Below are 20488 nucleotides of genomic sequence, written 5' to 3'. Positions count from 1 at the left end.
CAATTTTTAATTATAATTGGTTCATTTTTTTACTAAAACTTTGAACTAGTTTGAACTGATTCTTTGCCCTATCTAAATTATGTTCAGCATACTTTATTTTATAATATACATCGTTATTTAGGTAGTCTGTTAAAAACCTAAGTCCCATTATAAACATCATAGTTTTGGCTCCTAATGGCAAATATTGCAATTCTAATGCAGTTAACGTAGTCCTAATTTTCTCTAAAAACCCTTTTTCATAAGCTTTATAATACTCCATATTAAATTCAACTAAATCTAAGTTGGTCTCATCCTCGGCAGCCGTATTACATATAGTTCTAATGGCGTCGCCAAAATCATAATGTACAATTCCAGGCATTACTGTATCAGTATCTATAACGCAAAGTCCTTTATTGTTTTTGGAAAATAATGCGTTAGATATTTTAGTGTCGTTATGTGTGACTCGCACGTTTATTTTACCAGATTCTTTAAGATTTTGAATAATATGCATCTCTTCCTTTAACTCAAATGCGAAATCTATACATTCTTGTGATTTTGCAAGTCGTTCTTTAGAGGATGCCTTTATTGCTTTTTGAAATTGTGAAAATCTAAAAAGCATGTCATGAAATTTTGGTATAACCTCGATTAATTCAGTAGCATCATAATCATTAGTCAAGTTCAAAAAATCTCCAAATAATTTACCTGCTTCATATGCTACTTCTTTATCGCCTACAGTTTCGAAAGTAATACTGTCATCTATATAATTCATTAAATTCCAATAACTCCCGTCCTTCGCTATATAGTAAGGCTTACCTTCTTTAGTTTCAATGAAAGTTAAAACACTACTATACAATTCATCTTTCGATAAGTCTTTCAGTTTTTCTTTTAAGTGAGTGCTGATATTAAATTTATTTGAAATTAACCCCTGCACATCATTAAAAACATTATCATTGATACATTGTAAAACAAAGTTTGTCTTAGATTCTGTCTTAATTAAATAAGTAGAATTAATGTGACCTGAAGCCAATTCTTGGTATGATTTAAATTCACTATCGTGTTGAAATTTACTGAATGCAAATTTTAATTTTTCTAACAACATATCTATAAATTTTGATTGACTTAGTTTTTTGAACAATAATTATCTTAAAGGTCAGAATGGTATTTTAAACCTATTACCGTTGCGAAGAAAATTAATGTAGTTTTGTAGAAACACAAAGCATTTTAAGAATCTATATTAGTTTTTAGATTCAAATATTGCAATAGTTAGCCTTCGACTTATTATCTTATTTTACTAGTTATTATTAATCCTCTATTAATTGATGAAGAGACTTTCCTAAAATGATATAACCTTCACTATTGGGGTGTAACCCATCTGTAAACAACGACTCGTTTATTTTTCCATCTTTACCTAGCAATGGATTCCCAATAATATTAAAATCAATTGATTCTGATTTTGCTAAATCTGCCAATTTAAGATTTATACTTTCAATTCGTTTTTCTTTACCAGTTCTTGGCAATATGCCTATCAACTGAATAGCACTTTGTGGTTGACGTATTTTAATAGCTTCTATCAAAGCTTTCAATCCGTTAGTAATCTCGATATCACTATTAATATCTAAATTATTTGTGCCAATCATTAAAACAATTTGTTCTGCATCAAATTCATCAAGCTCGTCGTGATATATTCTCCAGAGTACATTCTCTATTCTATCCCAACCAAATCCGAAATTGCGTACGCCCAAAGGTTCTAACAAACTACTCCAAGAACCTTGTCCTCTTGCTATCGATGATTCTGGTTCCCCTCCCCAAAAATTAATAATAGAATCGCCAATCAAGCATATTTTCGTTTTATCCGTTTTGTTTAGTTTAAGAACCTCTTGATGCCTTTCTTCCCATTTATAGACTGAAATATCTCTACTTTGTGTTTTAGCTATTGTAGTACTCAATTCCCCTACTGGCTCATCTAGTATTTCTCTTATTTTATTTTCATAGGTATCTGCATATTGCATCATACCATAATCATTAGGGTGTATATGATCAACGTACATATCAAAATCAAAGTTCAAATCATGTTTTTGCAATAGAAAAATGTTTTCGAACCCGTCTGATTTTAAGTCATTAAAAGCTTTTTCGAATTCATTATTAAGCTTTAAAATTAAACCAGTCCGTTTTTCATTAGTTAATTCATCTGCAAAACCTATATGAGATGTAAGGATTATAGGCACCAATGGTCTTTTCGTTTTTAGTTTTTTAACCGCAGCAATAGTTAGCGAATAAATATCATCTTCATCTGGATGTAAATTCGGCAAGCAATCTAAGATGTACAATTTTGCATCAACCTCTGTCATTAAATCGATTACTTCGGGCTCTAACATTCCGTTTCCAGAAAAACCAAGGTTAATAACCGGTCTTTCCAGTTTTCGCTCTAAAATACTAGTCCAAGCCATTCCTGGTCGAGAAGCGCATGCCCCTTGACAAATAGAAGTGCCATAAGCTACTATAGGTTTCTCATTTCGTATGGGTAGCGCATTAAAAAAAGATGTTTCTACCACACCAATCTCTAACGTTTCTATTTCGTTATATAATGGTAAAAACAGCTGGTATTCTCTTCCGTACTTTTTATAAGAATCAGATTTTTCATCGATTTTAAATGAGTAATCGCTTTCTGCATTAATGGTATATGAACCTGTACAACGAAGCCATTCACCATCATATGTTTTACTGTACATGTCTAATCCGCTTACGCCGGTTGCCGGCATATGATTCATTGAAATAGATCCTTTTAGCTTATACTTAATCTTAATACTGTCTGCATTTGACCAAAACCGTATAGATAACCCCGCTGACTGTTTTGATAAGTTCCAAACATCTTCTCTTACAGTAACTTCTGCTTTCTTTGGAAATCTATGGTAAATAGATTTCCCTTCATTTGACCAACTTTTACCTTCAATTACAGGAACCTCACTATTTACAGGGTTCCACCATTGTATTTTACTTTCATCTTGAGATAAAGAAATATTCACAACGAATAGAAAAATCAATAATAGGTTAGCTTTTCTCATAGTTTCACTTTAATTTTTTAGACTATTTAATCAATTAATTTTCAGTAGGTAAAGACTCCTGTTTTTATGGTATTATAATTTGAAATAGGTGTTCTAAATTCATATTCTATTACTAGCAATAGTTAGATGATTCATCTAATTAGTGTCAGTCTCAAACTCAGTAATATCTGTTAGTGACTCCATAAAGGCAATAATATCTTTAATTTCTTGCTTTGACAGGTTTAGAGGGGCATCAGATAATGTTTGGTTTTCAACTGGTAATCCCATTCCGGCACCTCCACCAAGGTTATAAAATTCTAAAACATCTTCCAATGAAAGAAATAAACCATTATGCATATAAGGCGCTGTTAATTCTACGTTCCTTATAGAAACAGTTTTAAAAGAATTTTTAAAAAAAGGATAATTATCTCCTTTTAAGCCATTATTCATTCTACCTAAATCTTCATCTAATTTTGGATTTATAGAATCGAAACCTTTTATGATTCCTAAAACTTCCGATTCGGATTCTACGTAAAATGGAGGTACACTACCATTAAAAATTGGTGCAAAATGACAACTACCACAAGCCCCTTTGCCCATGAATAAATTAAAACCTCTTTTAGCACTCTCTGGGTAATCATAATCATCGATTTCATTTCGCACATATTTATCGAACTTGCTATTAAATGATTTTAAAGAATTAACATAAGCCGCAATAGCATTGCTTATTGAACGCTCATTAATATCATTTTTTACAATGCCGCCGTAAGCTGCTTTAAACAGTTTTTGATAATTAGAATTTTTATTCAACTTCCTAATTATTGTATCAAAATTGGTATTAAACTCTAAATTATCATCAATAACGTGCGTTACTTGCTTTTCTAAGTTAAACTCACGCATATCCCAAAAATATCGTGTAGCGTATCCTGCATTTATTACAGTTGGCGAATTTCTTGCCGTAAAAAAACCTTCTTTATTTGATACACTTTTAGGTAGCCCATCAGTAAAACCCAGATTTGGATTATGGCAGCTTAAACAAGACATTGTATTATTCTTGGATAACTGCGCATCTTCAAACAACAACTTTCCTAATTCAATCGTCTTAGGGTTGTCTAATGGTAGATATACTAATTCTGAATAAAAGTTAGTGCTCAAAAAATTGACATCGAAAATGTTTTTTGATTGATAGTCTTGCGCATGCTTTCTATAAGGTTCTAGTTTAATACCATTTAAATTCTGAAACTCTAATAACCCAGCATACAAAGGATTTATTACTTCTTTTAAAAATACCATTCTATCAAAATCATTAAAACTTGTATCAGAGCTTAATAAACTTTCTCCTTTCTCAAAGAGTTTTTTGATAGTAATGAATTTACTCTTGGCCTTAGGATTGATATCTGCTTCAAAATACATGAATGCATTTTTCATACTCCGAAGACTTACATAACTTTCTTGTATTCCACTTACAGATCCTGGTGTATCAAAACCTGTGATACCTAAAGTGAAAATTCGTACCAATCCTGATCTGATACTTTCAATAATTTGGCTGGACTTTAATTGAAGGGGGAAATGTATTTTTGAAACATAATCTACATGTGTTCTTAACCCTGCTGCCAATACTTTTATGCGTTGTAATTGCTCTTTAGAGGCTTCTTCAAAGACAGCTTCATCTAAAGCCTGCAAACCTGAAGGTTCAATAATATTTCCTCCTTCAAAATATTCACTTATTTTAGGTAAAGGTGCTCCATTAATATAAGCTCCGTTATATGCCGATTGGTAATAATCAAAAATAAATTCAATTTTTTTATAAGCTAGTCTCGTTTTTTCAACTTGCCTTTGCAATTGTAACTCATCTCCAAATATTGAATTATCGGCTAGGCTTGCTAATACTTCTACTTCGTTTTTAAAACTTTGAAAATTGGTTGCATATACTTTCTCCACTTTTTCTGGAATAGTATTAGATATAGTATACTCTACCTTTTTACCTGACCAGATAAAAAAGCAGATAAATACTGACCCTAATAAAATACATCCCTTTTTCATTTTCGACTAGAGATATTAATTCGCTCTACAATAGCATAATTAGAAGATTACTTAATAGTAACAGATTCTGTATATGTCTTTTTATTAGTAATAACCTCAACAACATATAAGCCTTTTGCCATTTCACTTACATTAATGGTGTCTCTTCTACTTTTGCTAACCAATTCGCCAATGCTATTATAGAATTTCACCTTCTTTAAACGTTCTTTCTTATTTACAGTAATAGTAATTAACTTACTATCTGCTATATACGTAAGTATGTTACTTTCTTGATCTGATTGATTTTCATTAAAATTTGGTGTTGCAATTCCTGTTTTGTTTATCGTAAAATAATCATCGATCTCATTATTTTCTCTAATAAACTTTACAATCAAATTTTGCCCACCTTTACCATCATCTTCTACTTCCATAACACAAGATCCTAGTTGATTTAAGGATATATACATGGCTTGGTGATTTAAGTCTCCACCTGATATTTGACCTGCAGAACCCGTAGTTATATAAACAGCACCTTCCGTCGCATCTTTACTTTTTTCATATGCCCCATTGCTGTCCGCTTTTCCATCTCCATGACCTGTTGAACCAACGGTATGCCCACCTTTAGAAATTTCATCAGAATTAAAAGTATTTGCAAAACCTTGGTGTCCGTTTAAAAAATAAGAGCGCTCGTAAGAATGACTATGACCATTTAAAACTAAATCAACCCCATTAGCCTCTAACATTGGCATAAAATTTTCTCTCATTTCTATAGGTCTATGATCCTCATCAGAATCATGAGACCCCTTAGAATATGCTGGATGATGAAATAACGTTACAATCCAATCATGCTTAGTGTTTTGAATATCTGTTAGTGCCCAATTGTACATAGCACCACCAACTTCACGACTAGAATGGTGAGAATCTAATATGATGAAATGAATGTTGGCATAGTCAAAAGAATAATACGCTTCTGTACCTGAGGCTGTACCCCCAGCTTCCCCTTCTGTTGGAAAAGTGAAAATATCATAATAAGGACCGGATTGTGTAGCTGAATCTGCTGATTGACCGTCATGGTTTCCTAAGCATGACCATGCTACAGACTTTTTGAACATATCACCATAAACATCAAAAAAGGCATTTTGATATTCTGCATCTTTACCCGTGTTATAAGCGTTATCACCCAAAAACAACATCATATCAGTTTTACCTGTGTTTATTGGAGCATTGGCTACATAATCATAATAGGCATCTCGCACTTCTCTTTGACTATTATTTGCTGTACCGGGATCACCTAAGATCCATGCACGTACAAATTGTTTTGTACCATTAACTGGTGCCGTTATCACATACATATCTCCTGTAAGATCTTGAGATAAAACTCCTCCTTTATTACCAATATTAAAATAGTACTTCGTGTTCGAAGCCAAACCAGATAAAGTCACTTGATGATCAGTATTTAAAGCAGTATCGTTTTCAGTCATCGACAATGTAATTAATTCTGTACCGTAATTAACTACAGACTCTGTTGCAATATTTGTTCTCCATTTTACAATTACACTCGTAGGTGTTCCGCTTTGTAAATACGGTCCCCTTTCCACAACTATAGATGATGTGCTATTTATAGAATCAACAATTGCAGTCTCGACTATTTCCGTTTGCGAAAATGAATACACAGTAAAAAGCATCATTACTATTTGGGTGATTTTCTTCATCATAATTTCTAATTATTAATAGTGCTTTCTAAGCTTTTTATGTGTTGTTTTAATTCTAAAATTGAATCCATGTTTTTAAATTTCGTTTCCAATTGCTCAATAGTAACAATAGCTAATTTTAAAGCTATGTTCGCATCTTCTTGTTTATTAATTGAAGCTAAATACGCTGCTTTTTTATAATACCAAAACTCTTTTCTCTGATACTCAAGAATAAAATAATTGTATTGTTCTATTGTTTTTTCTACTTGATTTGAATCTTTTAAGTATTCTAATTTTTTAAGCTGAAGGGATAATGTATTTGCACCAACTTTTGCTAATCCGAAATCTATAATATCAATTGCCTTTGAGAAATTCTTATTATTATCTGCCAGTATAATACTAGTATATTCCAAGATGTCTTCTGGTCGAATATCAACCATAGTATTCATAACAAAATGGTAAGCGGCTATAGATTCTTTATACGCTACTAACTTGAATAATATTTGAGCTTCAAGCTTTTTAGCTTTTACATCTACACTATCTACTTCTAAGTACTTTGTTATATTCGATAAGGCATTCTTATAGTCTTCGGATAAATAATTAACCTCAGCTATTCTATACATTAAGACTTTATCTGTATTGCCTAAAGATGTAGATTTAAGATAATCTTCCATTGCCTTATTCAATTCAACGTGTTGTTGATATAAAAAACCTCTTTCGTAGTATAACTTAAAGTCATTAGGACTTTCTGCGATCTCTTTTGTTTTCTGATTTATTCGTTTAGTTAAATCTCCATGAGAAAAAACTTGAACAGATATAAAAAGAAACGTGATTATAAGTAGTGCTCTATGCGTTGCTGGTTTTAAAATCATTGTTTATGAAATATTTTAAATTACTTGTGTCTTATAAAACTATTAAGCTCTTAATTTCTTTTGCATATCTGTAGCACTTTTAATGTGTTGCTTATACGTTTTAAGCTCAAATTCTTCTAGTATATCTGCAACCATAATATCAGGAGATAGGCTTTCAATTATTGACCATTCTTCTTCATCGTAATTAGTAATCTTTACTTTTCTACCATATTTAGCATGAATAGCTTTGAACTTTCGCGTATATGGCCATGTGTGTAAAAATGCTTTATCTAGATTTAATGGTGCAATTGCCCAATACTTGTCCCAGAATCCTGTTTTTGCAACTTCATCACCAGTTACATCACATATTTTAGCCGTACCATTAATTGTACTAGACACAACACAATATTTGTTTTGCCAAGCTCTTGTATTAATTGCTTTTCCACCAGAATATGCGGAGCAGAAAAATACAATCTCAGCTCCTTTTTCCTTTAATTTCTCCCATCCATCATTCCATTCAAGGTCAAAACAAATTTGCACACCAATTGTTCCGAAATCAGTTTTAAATACTGGTGGGTCAATTGGCCCTGGTGTAATTCCTTTACCCATCTCTCCCTCGGTAGTATGTGTTTTTCGGTATTCTCCTACTATTTCTCCATTTCTATCAATAACAACAGCAGCATTATAATACTTACCATTCTCAGTAGTATAAAGTGGGCAAATTATATACGTATTATGCTTCTTGGCAAATTCAGAAAACTTACTAGTTATTTTCCCCAACGGTTCTTCTGCAACTTCAGCTATTAATTTCTTTTCTGAAATATGGAAAAATGGAAAAACTTCAGGAAGACATATTATATCTGGATTATAATTGACAATATCTGCCATATGACCTAGTACCTCGTCAACCATATCATCATGATTAACTGCATCAATCTTTGTTAAAGTAAGGGTAGCTATCCACACTTCTCTTGGCAACTTTACAGGCAACAAATTTTCTTTACTATTAGAAGCTATTGCTGCCGAAGGAGCAAGTGTAATGCCTGCACCTAAACCAAGTGCTGAGTTTCTTATAAAATTTCGTCGTTCCATATGCTTTATTTGAAGATGTTAAGAAATCATGTTTACCGAATTAATAACTTTCTATTGCTCCTATATCAGGTGCATTACCTTTATATAATAAACTTACCGGGGCTCTATCTTTCCATTGTATCGCTTTCATTAAAGTCATATAACCCGTATCATAATCAATACTTTTTATCTGAACTTCATTATCCCCGACACGAATGATATCGCCCTCAACAATACTAAAGCCGTCAGTAAAGAAATAAGGATCCTTTACTTTCAAAACAATGCTTGAATCACCAGCACCTATTGCATAGGTCAAAAATGCACCTGCATCTATACAAGTACTATCTTCTGATAATCTATAATCGTCTTTCTCAATATGTTTTAGGTTGGGATTTTCAACTTTAAATAGCGGATTTCCTTGAATATTATTTTGAATATAATCTGGATATGTTTGTTCAAATGCATTTAAAGTAAACCCTTTATCTTCCTTTCCTATAAAAAACACCTCTTCATCTTTATTACTCTGAGCTGTTATATTATTATTATAAAAACGGGTTTCGCTTGGATTGCTAGAGGAACTAAAAGCAACTTGAACACTTGGCACATCTCTTTTTGTATGTGCATCTTTAAATATTCTATTTGCATAGAATATATTGTTCATGAAGATATTATCGTAAAATTCAGTGTGTAAGTTGTGTGACACCTTAACTCCTGGTCCACTGCCATAGCGACCTTTTCCACCATTGGAATAGACGGTATTATTGTAAAAACGATTGCTGTAATTGAAAGCAGCTTCTGGAGAATCATCGCCACCGCCAACTTTACCATATCCACAAATATCCATACCACCTTCACAACCTGCGAAAATATTATTTCTCATAATACACTTTACCCCTGCAAATTGTACACCCCAACTTGCTGGTGGCTCTTTACCATTGTAATGCCCTTCTCTATGTGAATTAGGTCCGAACAGATTATTTTCAATAAGAATATGTTCGCTTTTACGATATGGGGCAGACCACTCTCTATCACGAGTAGCAAATATTTCAAGTAACTTTTGATTAGGATTAATTAATGAGTTATTTCGAATTGCAGAATCATGCACCCCCATAAAAACTAAACATGTATGTGATGCCGTATCAAAAGTATTACCTTCAATTAAATGAAAACTACCCCCTTGTATAGAAAGTAGATCAGTACCATTTTTTAAGATATTATTTCTAAAAAGAAAGTAATCGCCCATATCTTTTAGCTGACAAGATTCCCACATTGTACTGTTTTCAAATTCACAGTTTTCAATATTAATATGTGAAGCCGCTTTTATGGACATAAATTGAGGGCAATCTTTAAATTTTAATCCGTCTATAGTAATATATTCCTTTTGGTCAATCGAAATAGCGGGAGCTAACTTAGCCCCAGTAAACTCAACTATTTCGTTTCCATAATTTTTAAATACAATATAATTGTTTTTCTCCCCAGAGGATTGAGGACTAAGCTGTTCTTTAAATACACCCTCCCTAATTAACACCTGAGTACCTGCCATGGCAGCATTCACAGCCGATTTCAATGTTTTATAAGCATCACCATCTGTACCATTACAGGCACGATTAGAAATAGAATAATTACCATTACAGTCAGTTGGTAATAATGTATCAACATAAATTATCTGTGCATACGAATGCATGCTGCTTATTAGCGCAAAAAACAGAAACAGTAAATAGGAATTTTTCATTTATTTTTTAAATAATGCTTAATTAAACAAGACATCGCTCTTTGATGATATCATCAAAAGAAAAATATGTTTATTCAGTAATAGCGTTTTTCTTTAAAAGTATATTGGTATAGATCTCTACCACTTTTTCTATCTTATCTACATAACAAAATTCATCTGTTTGATGAGCCATTTCTGGCTGACCCGGACCTAAAATAACCGTTGGAATACCTCCATACGCACCTTGTAGCACTGAACCGTCGGTGAGATATGGCAATGCTTTAGGATAACCGGGAGTATTCTCTGAAATACCACAAGCATTGTACACCCTTTGAACAAAAGGGTCTTTTTCTTCAGTAGAAACTGCAATTAGATCTGTTAAGGTTTCAATCGACACTTCCTCTCCCAGTTCATTTTGAATTTTAGCTAAAAGCTTATCATGAGCTACCTTAGTTGTAGTTCTAGCATCTATCGTGAACTCAGCATAATCTGGTACCGAATTAATGTTTTGTCCACCAAAAACCTTCCCTACATTCACGGTCGGCAAACCAAGTAAATCATCTTCTTCAACGTCAAAATCAAATTTCTCAATCTTTGAAATAGCCTTAGCTGCTTTATAAATTGCATTTTCGCCTAAATGTGGCATAGAAGAATGAGCTGTAACCCCAGAAAATGAAAGATTAAGATAAAGTCCGCCTTTATGACCAATTGCAGGAATATTAGCAGTTGGTTCGCCAACAACAATACCACTTGCCTTACCAAGTCTTGGATATGTTTTTATTAAATCTTTAGCGCCTTGACACCCTAATTCTTCACCTGCTGTTAATACCAACCTCACGCCACCTTCAGGAGACCCTAATGAAAAAGCGTTTATTGCAGCTATAACCATAGCCGCAACTCCACTCTTCATATCACTTGATCCTCTACCATATAATTTTCCATTTTTCTCTTCTCCACCAAACGGATCTACTGACCATTTTTCAGCACCTAAAGGAACAGTATCAAAATGCCCAGTAAAAACTATTGGTAAATCAGTTTCAGAAAATCCTTTTCCTGCAATAACATGTATTCGTTTACCTTCAAAAGGCACGTATTCGACATCAAACCCATTTTCCTCCAATAATCCACCCACATATTTAGCCGCATAATACTCGTTACCCGGCGGGTTAACCGTATCCATAGCAATGAGTCTTTTTGTAAGATCCAATACGTTAATCATAATTTGAAATCTTTTAAATTATTAATATTGATTAAATCATTAGACCTAACTGATGATGTCTAATGGCTTGGTTGTTTTCCAATTTCCTCTTGTAAAATCAGGAAACTCTTGTGGGGCACCATTTTGTGCAACAGAAGCTTCACTTAATGCGCCAACTGAACTCCAATAACAACCTTCATATACGTTTTGATCTAAAGGCTCTCCATTTCTTAAACACTCAATAATGCGGTATCTCATTATAAAGTCCATGCCGCCATGTCCTCCCATTTTCTTAGCTAAATCTCCTAAACGTAGGTACAATGGATGCTCATACTTTTCAAATATCTTTTGTAATTGCTCTCCTTCTGCATATTCATGGTGATTTTCAGGACCTCCCTCAACGCCACCTTCTAGTGCAACACGAGTTGGAAAACCAGTCAAAGTACCTTTTGTTCCTTGAATCAGGTTATGTCTAGTATAAGGTCTAGGGCTAGTTTCGTCCCACTGAACCATAATTGTTCTACCTAAATGCGTTTTAACGATAGATGTATTTATATCACCACCCTTAAAATCTAATTGGTTCCACTTATGGTCAGGCGGAAAGTTTTTAGCAGCATACAAATTCCTTCCTTTTCCTGGAGAAGAAAATGAGTTTATAAATTTGAAGTTATCTTCTCCCCTTGCCAAATTCATGTATTGAGCAACCGGACCTAAACCATGTGTTGGATAAAGGTTACCATCGCGATTTGCATATTCATATGTTCGCCAAGAACCAGTGCCACGTTCTACATCGTTCATCTGAAATCTTAATTCATGTATATAGGCAGCCTCCCCATGAAGTAATTCGCCAATAACACCCTTTCTACACATATTCAAATAGAGTAATTCTTCTCTATTATAATTGACATTTTCCATCATCATACAATGCTTCTGGGTTTTCTCAGAAGTATCAACTATCTCCCACATTTCTTCTATAGTCAAAGCAAGGGGAACTTCCACAAAAACGTGTGCTCCGCTTTTCATAGCTTCAATCGCCATCGGTGCATGTAAAGACCATGGAGTACAAACAAAAACAGCATCTGGCTTTTCTTTTTTTAGCATTTTTTTCCAATCGTTTTCACCATCGGTATATAAAGTAATATCCTTATGTCGGGTTCCTGCACCGTTCTCTATACAAGCCTTCGCAGATCTTTCTGCTAAATCTTCATATAAGTCGCTGATTGCAACAACCTCTGTTCCTTCAATAGCGGAAATTTGCTCAACGTGTCCCGCTCCTCGATCACCTACACCTATAAACGCACATCTAACTGTATCTAATTTTGGTGCTGAAAAACCGCCCATATAAATGGCTCCTGGTTTTGATGCCGGTATACTATTAATACTGCTACCAAGAATTGAATTTGACCATACCGAGGCAGATGCCAAACCCATACCTGCAATCGATGTTTTTTTTATAAAATTTCTTCTATTCGAACTCATGATTTATGTTTTTTCTATTAAATATTATATTTCTAAATAGCCTGGTATTTGCTAATTTTAAAGTGCTGCTTTATACTTTACAACTTCATCTTCAGTAATACTTGGGTGACCGTTACCAAATGACGCCCTTACATAACTAAGCACATCTGCCAACTCTTTATCTGTAAGGAATTTAAAACTGGGCATATCTTGGTTATATGTTTTTCCTTGAACTACCAACTTACCAGACATCCCCTCAATTACACTTTTCATGAATCTCTCTTTATCGCCAACACCTTCTGTTTTCGATAATGGAGGAAAAAAACCATCGCTGCCAGAACCATCGGCTTTATGACAAGAGGCACAATATTTTTGATAAACAGCCATACCCGCACCTGCAATACCATTGGCCATAGCATCATTATCAACAGGCGTCTGTTTCTCTGTCATCTCTACCAAACTGCTCCTTAAATCGTCACTTGCCTGTCGAATTCTAATTATACGATCATCATTTATCATTGGTAATTTTGCATCACTATAAAATTCAGGATTGGCTTTTGGGTGCCAGTCTTTATTACTAGTACATAAATATATATCGCCATTAGGCGCTACTATAACATCTCTAATTCTACCAAACTGTCTATTGAAAGCTACGCTCTCCCCTTCTACTTTTGTTCCGTCCGAAGAAAGATTTAAAACTCTTAAGCTTGTACCTTTTAGAGAACCCACCAGAATACTGTTAGTCCACTCAGGAATTGTGCTTGAACCAAAATAAGCGATACCTGAAGGTGCAATGGTTGGTGTCCATTCTTTTATAGGCTCTACTATTGTAGAATCTTTACAGTATGCAATTTCATAAGGTTCATTACAGTAGCCTGTAACATCTGGCCAACCGTAATTGCCATTTGCTTTTATAATATTCAATTCATCATCATTAGCTTCGCCATGCTCTGAACTATATAATATATTATTGGCCATCACCAAGCCTTGCACATTTCTGTGACCTCTAGAATAAACAGGACTATCTTTTATAGGATTATCGGCAGGTATGGAACCATCAAGATTTAATCTCAATATTTTGCCTGATATCACATTCGTATTCTGAGCTAGTCTTTTCTTTCCGGCATCACCAAGGCACAAGAAAACTTTATCATCTGGAGAAATCACAATTCTACTTCCGTTATGATAGCTTCTTCCAGGTATATCTTCCAACAATATTATAGGGGTTTCTAACTTTCCATCTTTATAAGTATATCTAACCAATTTAGACCATATCTCATCATTTTTAGAATAGGTATAATGCAAGAAAACATAAGGATGAAGGTCCATATTTGGATGTACAGCAAAACCTAAAAGACCATAAGATTTCTTAACTAAAACATCATCTACCTGTAATAGCGTTTTTATTTCTCCAGTTTCCGTATTCAATTGGTTAACTGTCCCTTTTATTTCTGTAAACCACAAAATATTACTATCCTCCCCACCCCAGCAAAGATCCCAAGGATACTCCAAATTTGAAGCGACAACAGAAACGGCCAATTCAGAAGTCTCTAAAGTTTTTTTAAATAAATACTTTTGATAAGATGTGTTTTCACTTGATTTTTTATTAGTATCGGCACAGGAAAAATTCAATACTATCACCAACAAAACACAAGTATTTAAAGCTCTTACAATTATATTTCGTTTTAAATTCATTCTTTTCTTTTTAATATTAAGTGACTATGATAGTCTCTACAAAATGACCAACTACCTACCCCACCTCTGGGCCCGCAATTAAAAATTGCTTATTTACCAAACCTGCAAAAGAATTATCTTTCAAATACATTCTTACAAATGACCTTTGAAAAGAGAACCCTAAACCAGCTAATCGCTCTTTGAACTTGAACTGATCATGCAAAACATCGATTACTATAGATTGACCGATGTTATGTTCAAGAATAATCTCAATGAGGTTTAAAGCATCATCTACGGTTTCTGCCATAAGTGGACCTAGTTGAAAATAATTGCTGCCGGGTCTTAAGAAAACATACCCTACGATACACTCATTTCTAATAAGACACCATGCTTTATTTTTTTTCTTTAAAAAATTGAATAACTCAATTCTGTTGGCTCCAAAAAAATTTAAATCAAGTTTAGACAACTCTTCCATATCATTTTCTGATATAGCCCTAACAGTATCTCTACTCCTATTATTTATAGTTGTACCAAAATCGGTAATTATCATTCGGTCAATTTCCAATTCTTCTTGAAATCCTAATTTTTTATACACTGGAATACCTGCCGCAGTCGCATCTAATTTTATCGATTTACAACCTTCTAATTTTTCAATAATCGTATTCAATAGATTCTTACTAACTCCCAATCCTCGAAAGGCTTTAGATACTAGCATCATCCCTATCCACGCAACATCATTTTTATAATTTATGGCTGTTACCGTACCAATTATTGCATTATTGTATGTTGCTACAAGACATAAATTAGAATTCAGTTCTAAAAACATTTGCCAATCTACCTGGGTTTGATTCCAATTTTCTGCAAGAACCAATTTCATTGCTCCTGGTATATCTTTGGCAACCATTTGTCTGACTAAAATATTTTTTGGTACAATTTCCATATCTACTTTTTATTTAAGCCAACCCTCTAGATTCTCTGCTATAAAATCATCATCATTAAGTTCAGGGTAAGCCTTATAAATTCTATCTATTTCTGCTTTTTGTAAGGGGTCTAAATAATCATTTTCATTCAAGGTCCAGGTACCTTCTAAAAGCCCTTGTCTTCTTAATACTTCATGCAAACCCACAATACAGCCTTTGAAATTATTTGCAGCATCAAAAAACGCAGCATTACTATCTGTAATTTTAGCTGCCATGCTTAACATTTTAATCGAGTCTGTAGAATAAGTTCCTTTCTTGATATTTTCTAAAAGAATTACAGCCTCTTTTGCCCAAACTGACCAATGCCCTAATAAGCCACCTACAATTCTTTTCTTTATGACTACACCATTTGATTGTACTTCAAATTCAGTCATTAGATCAACCAAAATATTATCATCATTACCCGTATATAATGCTATTTGATCTGCCCGACCAGACTCCACAACAGCACGAACTACATCAAAAGTTTGATATCTATTAAAAGGAGCCATCTTAATTGCAACGACGTTTTCAATTTGTGCAAACTCTAGCCAAAAATCAAAATCTAAATAACGCCCACCCACAGCAGTTTGCATATAAAAACCTATTATGGGTATCACTTTAGATACCTCTCTACAGTGATTCAATAAATCTTTATTAGATGCATGTGGTAATGAAGCAAGACTTAACAAAACAGCTTGATACCCTAAATCTGACGCTAGCTGAGCTTCTTGTATCGCTTGATTGGTATCACCCATTACGCCAGCAATACGAAGAATGGTTCTATTTGTTTTCGATGTATAGCTATCCATTTCTTCTTTAGCCAATTCTAATACTGGTTTAAAAAGATTTACATCTGGTTTTCTTATTTCAAATTGGGTCGTATGAACGCCTACTGCCAAACCTCCAACGCCTGCATCTAAATAGTATCTTGATAAAGCTCTTTGCCTTTTTTCGTCTAACTTTCTATCTTGATTTAATGCCAAAGGATGTGCTGGAATTACGGTACCCTCATGAAGTAATTCTTTCGCTTTTGGAGATAATTTATTTATGCTCATATGTACTCTTTAAAATTTTTTACCGTTTTTTGACTCAGCGGTATTAGCAATCTGTATGCTTTTTTTGAAATCTGTTCTATAACTACTTACTCTGATAGACTCTATTAAAAAGTCCTTGAGACGTTTTAATACTTTCCGTCTTTGACTTCAAAATGTGTGGGCTTTCCATGAACTGACTTTTCTGTATTTACCCAATCAGCTGTCCATTGAATAACCTCATCGATAGAAACTTCTGGACCACCCATTTCTTTTGCAATTAATGACGAATTTGAAAGAAGTGCTACATCATCTTCCTCTCCTGTAACAACCACTTCTTTATCCATAAGCTGTCCAAATTTAGTAGCTACATCTTTTACCGATATTGTTTCCAGCCCTGTAATATTCAGTATTTTAGCAGGACTCTCACACATTAACAATGACCGTAATACAAAAGCATTAGCATCGCCTTGCCAGATCACATTGGCATACCCCATAGTAACATCTACAGGTTTATTATTCTTAACTTTCAAGGCTATATCTACTAAAACCCCATACCTCATTTCAACAGCATAATTAAGCCTGATTAATGAAATTGGAGTCTTGTTTTCCATACTTCCGTATTGAAACAAGCGCTCTCTACCTAAACATGATTGTGCATATTCACCAACCGGTAGTGCTTGATCTGATTCTAAAGAACCTCCAGAATTAACATCTACCAAAGGATAAACACAGCCTGTAGAAAGTGCTACGATACGCGATTTCTTATACTGCTCAACCACTAACCCTGGAATAAAAGAATTCATAACCCACGTGTAAGGTTCGTTACCCTGTGTACCAAATTTTGTACCTGCCAAGTAAATTACATTTTCAACATCTGGTAGGCTTTTTATAAAATCTTGATTAACAAGGTTACCAGCGATTGTTTCAATACCAAGAGATTCTAAATAATCTTTATTCGTTGCTTGACTAAAACGAGAAACGCCAATTATCCTCTTCGTAACACCTGCCAAGTCACAGGCTCTTTTAGCCATATGAGCCATAGAAATACCCATTTTTCCAGAAACACCTAAGAAGATAATATCTCCTTTAAGTTCTTTCATCATATTTACTACAGATAGCGTTGGTCTAGATATGGCTTCTTCCAATTCTTCTTCATTCTTAAAAACCTCTGGATATGTCTTTTTCATCGTTCTTTATTATTAATTATTTCATTTAAATTTTACAGCCCATTACATTGTTAAATACCCAATAAGTTTTCCGTACATAAAATAGACAAGAGCACTAATTAGAATAAAACCAATAACCGCCATAATGTTTTGTAGCATACTGTTCTTATACTTGCCCATTATAGACTTGCTATTAAGAACCAAAAACAGACCTATAGCAATAAGTGGCACCCCAAGTATAGAAGACGCTTGAGCCATTATTAATGCATATATTACATTACCACTAAAAAAGACGGCAATGATCATACCTGCCAATAATATTATAGCCGTAAATACTTTAGGCATCTTTTCGTTCATTGAACTACCTAAGCCCATGCTATCTGCCAATAACCCACCACCAGTAACCGAATTGACCACAAGCGAAGAAAATGCTGCAGCCATAAAACCAAAACCAAATATATATTTAGCAAAACTGCCTAGTAACATTTCTAATTGAATAGCCATATCTGCTGCAGAGTTCACTGATATTCCCTTAGGTTTTAATGTTGCAGCTGCTGTAACCACTACAAGTGTCGATATTAAAGCAAGTAGAAACACCCCAATTTTAGTATCTCTTATACTTTTATGCATATCTGCTAACTTCCAACCTTTACCTTGTACAAGGTATGCTTGAAAAAAGGCATTATGTAATACAAAAGTTGTCCCCACCAGAGCCGCTATTTCATTAAAATCATTACTAGAAACTGCTCTTGGTATAAAGCCCATAGCGGCAGCTTCTAAATCTGGTTTTATGAAAATAAGGTTGATGATGAACGCTAAAATTAAAATGACCACCATAAACATCATTATTTGCTCAAGTGCTTTATATAAGTTTTTTGTAAAAAATACTAGCACAATTGCCAAAGGCGTAAATATTAAGGGCCAAATAGTTTCATTAATTCCGGTTAGCGTCTTCATACCCATACCGACCCCTAGATTATTACCAAACTGAAAACTCATTGCTGCTAAAAATGAACATACCCCAATGGCTACTGAGAACCATTTTCCATATTTTTCAGCAATCGTAGTCAACAGAGATTTCTCATGTAAAACACCATAACGTACACTCATTGTAGTATAAACACTCATAGAAATTGCTCCTAACGCTATTACCCATAATAACGAATAACCATGCGTAGCCCCAATTTGAGAAGAAACCGTAATACTACCAGGACCCAGAACTACTGCTGCTATAATAAACCCAGGACCTAAGGCTTTGAAGAAATTTTGTATTTTAGATTTCATTTAGATGGTTGGTATTGTACATATACAGGGTTAGATAATTGTTTGTAAAGCTTCTGTATTTCTTTGGATGGGTTCTCTCTATCAACTTTAAAAACTGAATACACATTGTCTTCAAAGTATCTACTACCTTTTGGTACTTTTAATTCGCCACTATCTACAAACCTCCTGTCCCAGTATCGCCCCTCATTATAAGAGTATGATATTTTAGTTTGAGCATCGGTCATTGGTGACATAGCACCATCTAAATTTTTATAATCAAATCGAATTCGAAGGCTTCCAAACCCATAATTAGTACTGTCATTATAAAAACCAAACCAATTCGCATTTGCATCAATTGGATGCTTACGAAGTTCTTTAACCGTATAATGAGAAATTAACGGAGGTTTATCATACAATATGACCGTCTTTACTTTTCCATCCTTAAGCGGGGTAAATGCATGTGTAAAGAACTTGTTCATTGTCATTTCGTCATTTCTCAACATGGTTACTGTTAAACTATCAATCATTGTCATTTCTGAAGAAAAACGAAAGAATGGTTGACCTGCATAAAACTTATATTCTCCCTTAAGTTGAATTTCTTCATAACCTTTGACTTTTCCTGAACGATATATCGAAATAACATAAGGTCCTTTATCTATATGAATTGAATCAAATTCATGTAAATGTGCCATTGTTTTATAGTCTTGATTTTTCTTTTGAAAACTAGGAGACCAATGCATTTTAATATCTGGTCGTTCTAATTTTATTCCGTCAAATTCTTTTAAAGAAATAGAAGTAATTTGCCCTGGGGCTAAGGGTATATTTTTTGAAGATCTTTTTGATGTTAAGTCTGCCCTGTAAAATTCATTTTCAACAAAAAGGTTCAACCATTCCCCTTCTGTTTTTAAATCGGTAGAAATTTCTTCATCTTTTTCAATAACCACCTGATACCTATTTATTTCATTTGATTGAATTTTAATAGGAAATAAACATCTAACATGATTTGAGTCTAGCAATACTTCTGACTCATTTAAAATCTGACCTTTTACTGTACTACCATCATTCTTGTCTATTAAGTAAATAGCTTTATTCTTAAGTTGATGTGTATCTACAGGTATCTTTACCTCTATATATTCTAAACCACGAGCTACACCTATTGGCTCGGTAATGGTCAAAGTGCCTATAACACCTTCATCTTTACAAGAAAAAAATATTAATAGTAGAGCTCCAATTAAAATGTAACCACAGGTACTTAAAAAAATAATTCTCGATTTCATTTCTTTGTGTCTTATTATTTAAAGCCTAACTAAATTTCATTAATCTCTTCTGTTAATATCCCACCAAACCCTATACACAAAGGGATAACA

Annotated in this window: 15 protein-coding genes; all 15 read right to left on the bottom strand. The window is 33.8% G+C overall.

The window, feature by feature from the left end; all coding sequences use genetic code 11:
• Positions 1-10 precede the first annotated feature (10 nt).
• The 15 genes from QSV08_RS19680 to QSV08_RS19610 all read right to left on the bottom strand — a co-directional run bounded on the left by QSV08_RS19680 (position 11) and on the right by QSV08_RS19610 (position 20398).
• On the bottom strand, positions 11-1078 hold the full coding sequence (locus tag QSV08_RS19680) for a phosphotransferase enzyme family protein (protein ID WP_324025402.1): 1068 nt from the start codon (positions 1076-1078) through the stop codon (positions 11-13).
• A 202-nt stretch (positions 1079-1280) separates the two neighbouring features.
• The gene (locus tag QSV08_RS19675) at positions 1281-3041 is read right to left on the bottom strand and encodes an SGNH/GDSL hydrolase family protein (protein WP_324025401.1); all 1761 of its coding nucleotides are present in this window, start codon (positions 3039-3041) and stop codon (positions 1281-1283) included.
• A 135-nt stretch (positions 3042-3176) separates the two neighbouring features.
• A complete protein-coding gene (locus QSV08_RS19670; RefSeq protein WP_324025400.1) occupies positions 3177-5063 on the bottom strand; it encodes a cytochrome-c peroxidase in 1887 nt (628 codons plus the stop codon).
• 47 nt (positions 5064-5110) lie between these two features.
• Positions 5111-6757 carry a metallophosphoesterase gene (locus QSV08_RS19665; RefSeq protein WP_324025399.1) on the bottom strand — a complete coding sequence of 549 codons (1647 nt, stop codon included), beginning with the start codon at positions 6755-6757 and terminating at the stop codon, positions 5111-5113.
• 5 nt (positions 6758-6762) lie between these two features.
• The gene (locus QSV08_RS19660) at positions 6763-7605 is read right to left on the bottom strand and encodes a tetratricopeptide repeat protein (RefSeq protein WP_324025398.1); all 843 of its coding nucleotides are present in this window, start codon (positions 7603-7605) and stop codon (positions 6763-6765) included.
• Positions 7606-7647: 42 nt separating this feature from the next.
• Positions 7648-8676 (bottom strand): carbon-nitrogen hydrolase family protein, encoded by a 1029-nt coding sequence (locus QSV08_RS19655; protein ID WP_324025397.1) that lies wholly within the window; start codon positions 8674-8676, stop codon positions 7648-7650.
• Between the two features lie 40 nt (positions 8677-8716).
• The gene (locus tag QSV08_RS19650; protein WP_324025396.1) at positions 8717-10387 is read right to left on the bottom strand and encodes a right-handed parallel beta-helix repeat-containing protein; all 1671 of its coding nucleotides are present in this window, start codon (positions 10385-10387) and stop codon (positions 8717-8719) included.
• 70 nt (positions 10388-10457) lie between these two features.
• The gene (locus QSV08_RS19645) at positions 10458-11585 is read right to left on the bottom strand and encodes a M20 family metallopeptidase (RefSeq protein ID WP_324025395.1); all 1128 of its coding nucleotides are present in this window, start codon (positions 11583-11585) and stop codon (positions 10458-10460) included.
• Positions 11586-11630: 45 nt separating this feature from the next.
• Positions 11631-13043: a Gfo/Idh/MocA family protein gene (locus QSV08_RS19640; RefSeq protein ID WP_324025394.1), complete on the bottom strand. Its 1413-nt coding sequence runs from the start codon at positions 13041-13043 to the stop codon at positions 11631-11633.
• 57 nt (positions 13044-13100) lie between these two features.
• Entirely contained in the window at positions 13101-14717 is a 1617-nt protein-coding gene (locus QSV08_RS19635; protein ID WP_324025393.1) for a PQQ-dependent sugar dehydrogenase, read from the bottom strand.
• Positions 14718-14772: 55 nt separating this feature from the next.
• The gene (locus QSV08_RS19630) at positions 14773-15636 is read right to left on the bottom strand and encodes a GNAT family N-acetyltransferase (RefSeq protein WP_324025392.1); all 864 of its coding nucleotides are present in this window, start codon (positions 15634-15636) and stop codon (positions 14773-14775) included.
• A 9-nt stretch (positions 15637-15645) separates the two neighbouring features.
• Positions 15646-16713, bottom strand: coding sequence for a dihydrodipicolinate synthase family protein (locus QSV08_RS19625; protein ID WP_324025391.1), 1068 nt, complete (start codon positions 16711-16713; stop codon positions 15646-15648).
• 125 nt (positions 16714-16838) lie between these two features.
• The gene (locus tag QSV08_RS19620; RefSeq protein WP_324025390.1) at positions 16839-17879 is read right to left on the bottom strand and encodes an NAD-dependent epimerase/dehydratase family protein; all 1041 of its coding nucleotides are present in this window, start codon (positions 17877-17879) and stop codon (positions 16839-16841) included.
• A gap of 42 nt (positions 17880-17921) precedes the next feature.
• Positions 17922-19142 carry an Nramp family divalent metal transporter gene (locus QSV08_RS19615; protein ID WP_324025389.1) on the bottom strand — a complete coding sequence of 407 codons (1221 nt, stop codon included), beginning with the start codon at positions 19140-19142 and terminating at the stop codon, positions 17922-17924.
• The gene (locus QSV08_RS19610) at positions 19139-20398 is read right to left on the bottom strand and encodes a hypothetical protein (RefSeq protein ID WP_324025388.1); all 1260 of its coding nucleotides are present in this window, start codon (positions 20396-20398) and stop codon (positions 19139-19141) included. The genes QSV08_RS19615 and QSV08_RS19610 overlap by 4 nt, the downstream gene beginning before the upstream one ends.
• Positions 20399-20488 lie beyond the last annotated feature (90 nt).

It is taken from the genome of Maribacter sp. BPC-D8, assembly GCF_035207705.1.
In the GTDB taxonomy this organism is placed as follows: domain Bacteria; phylum Bacteroidota; class Bacteroidia; order Flavobacteriales; family Flavobacteriaceae; genus Maribacter.
The sequence above is the reverse complement of the archived record's forward strand: the minus strand, read 5'-3'. Positions and strand labels throughout refer to the sequence as shown.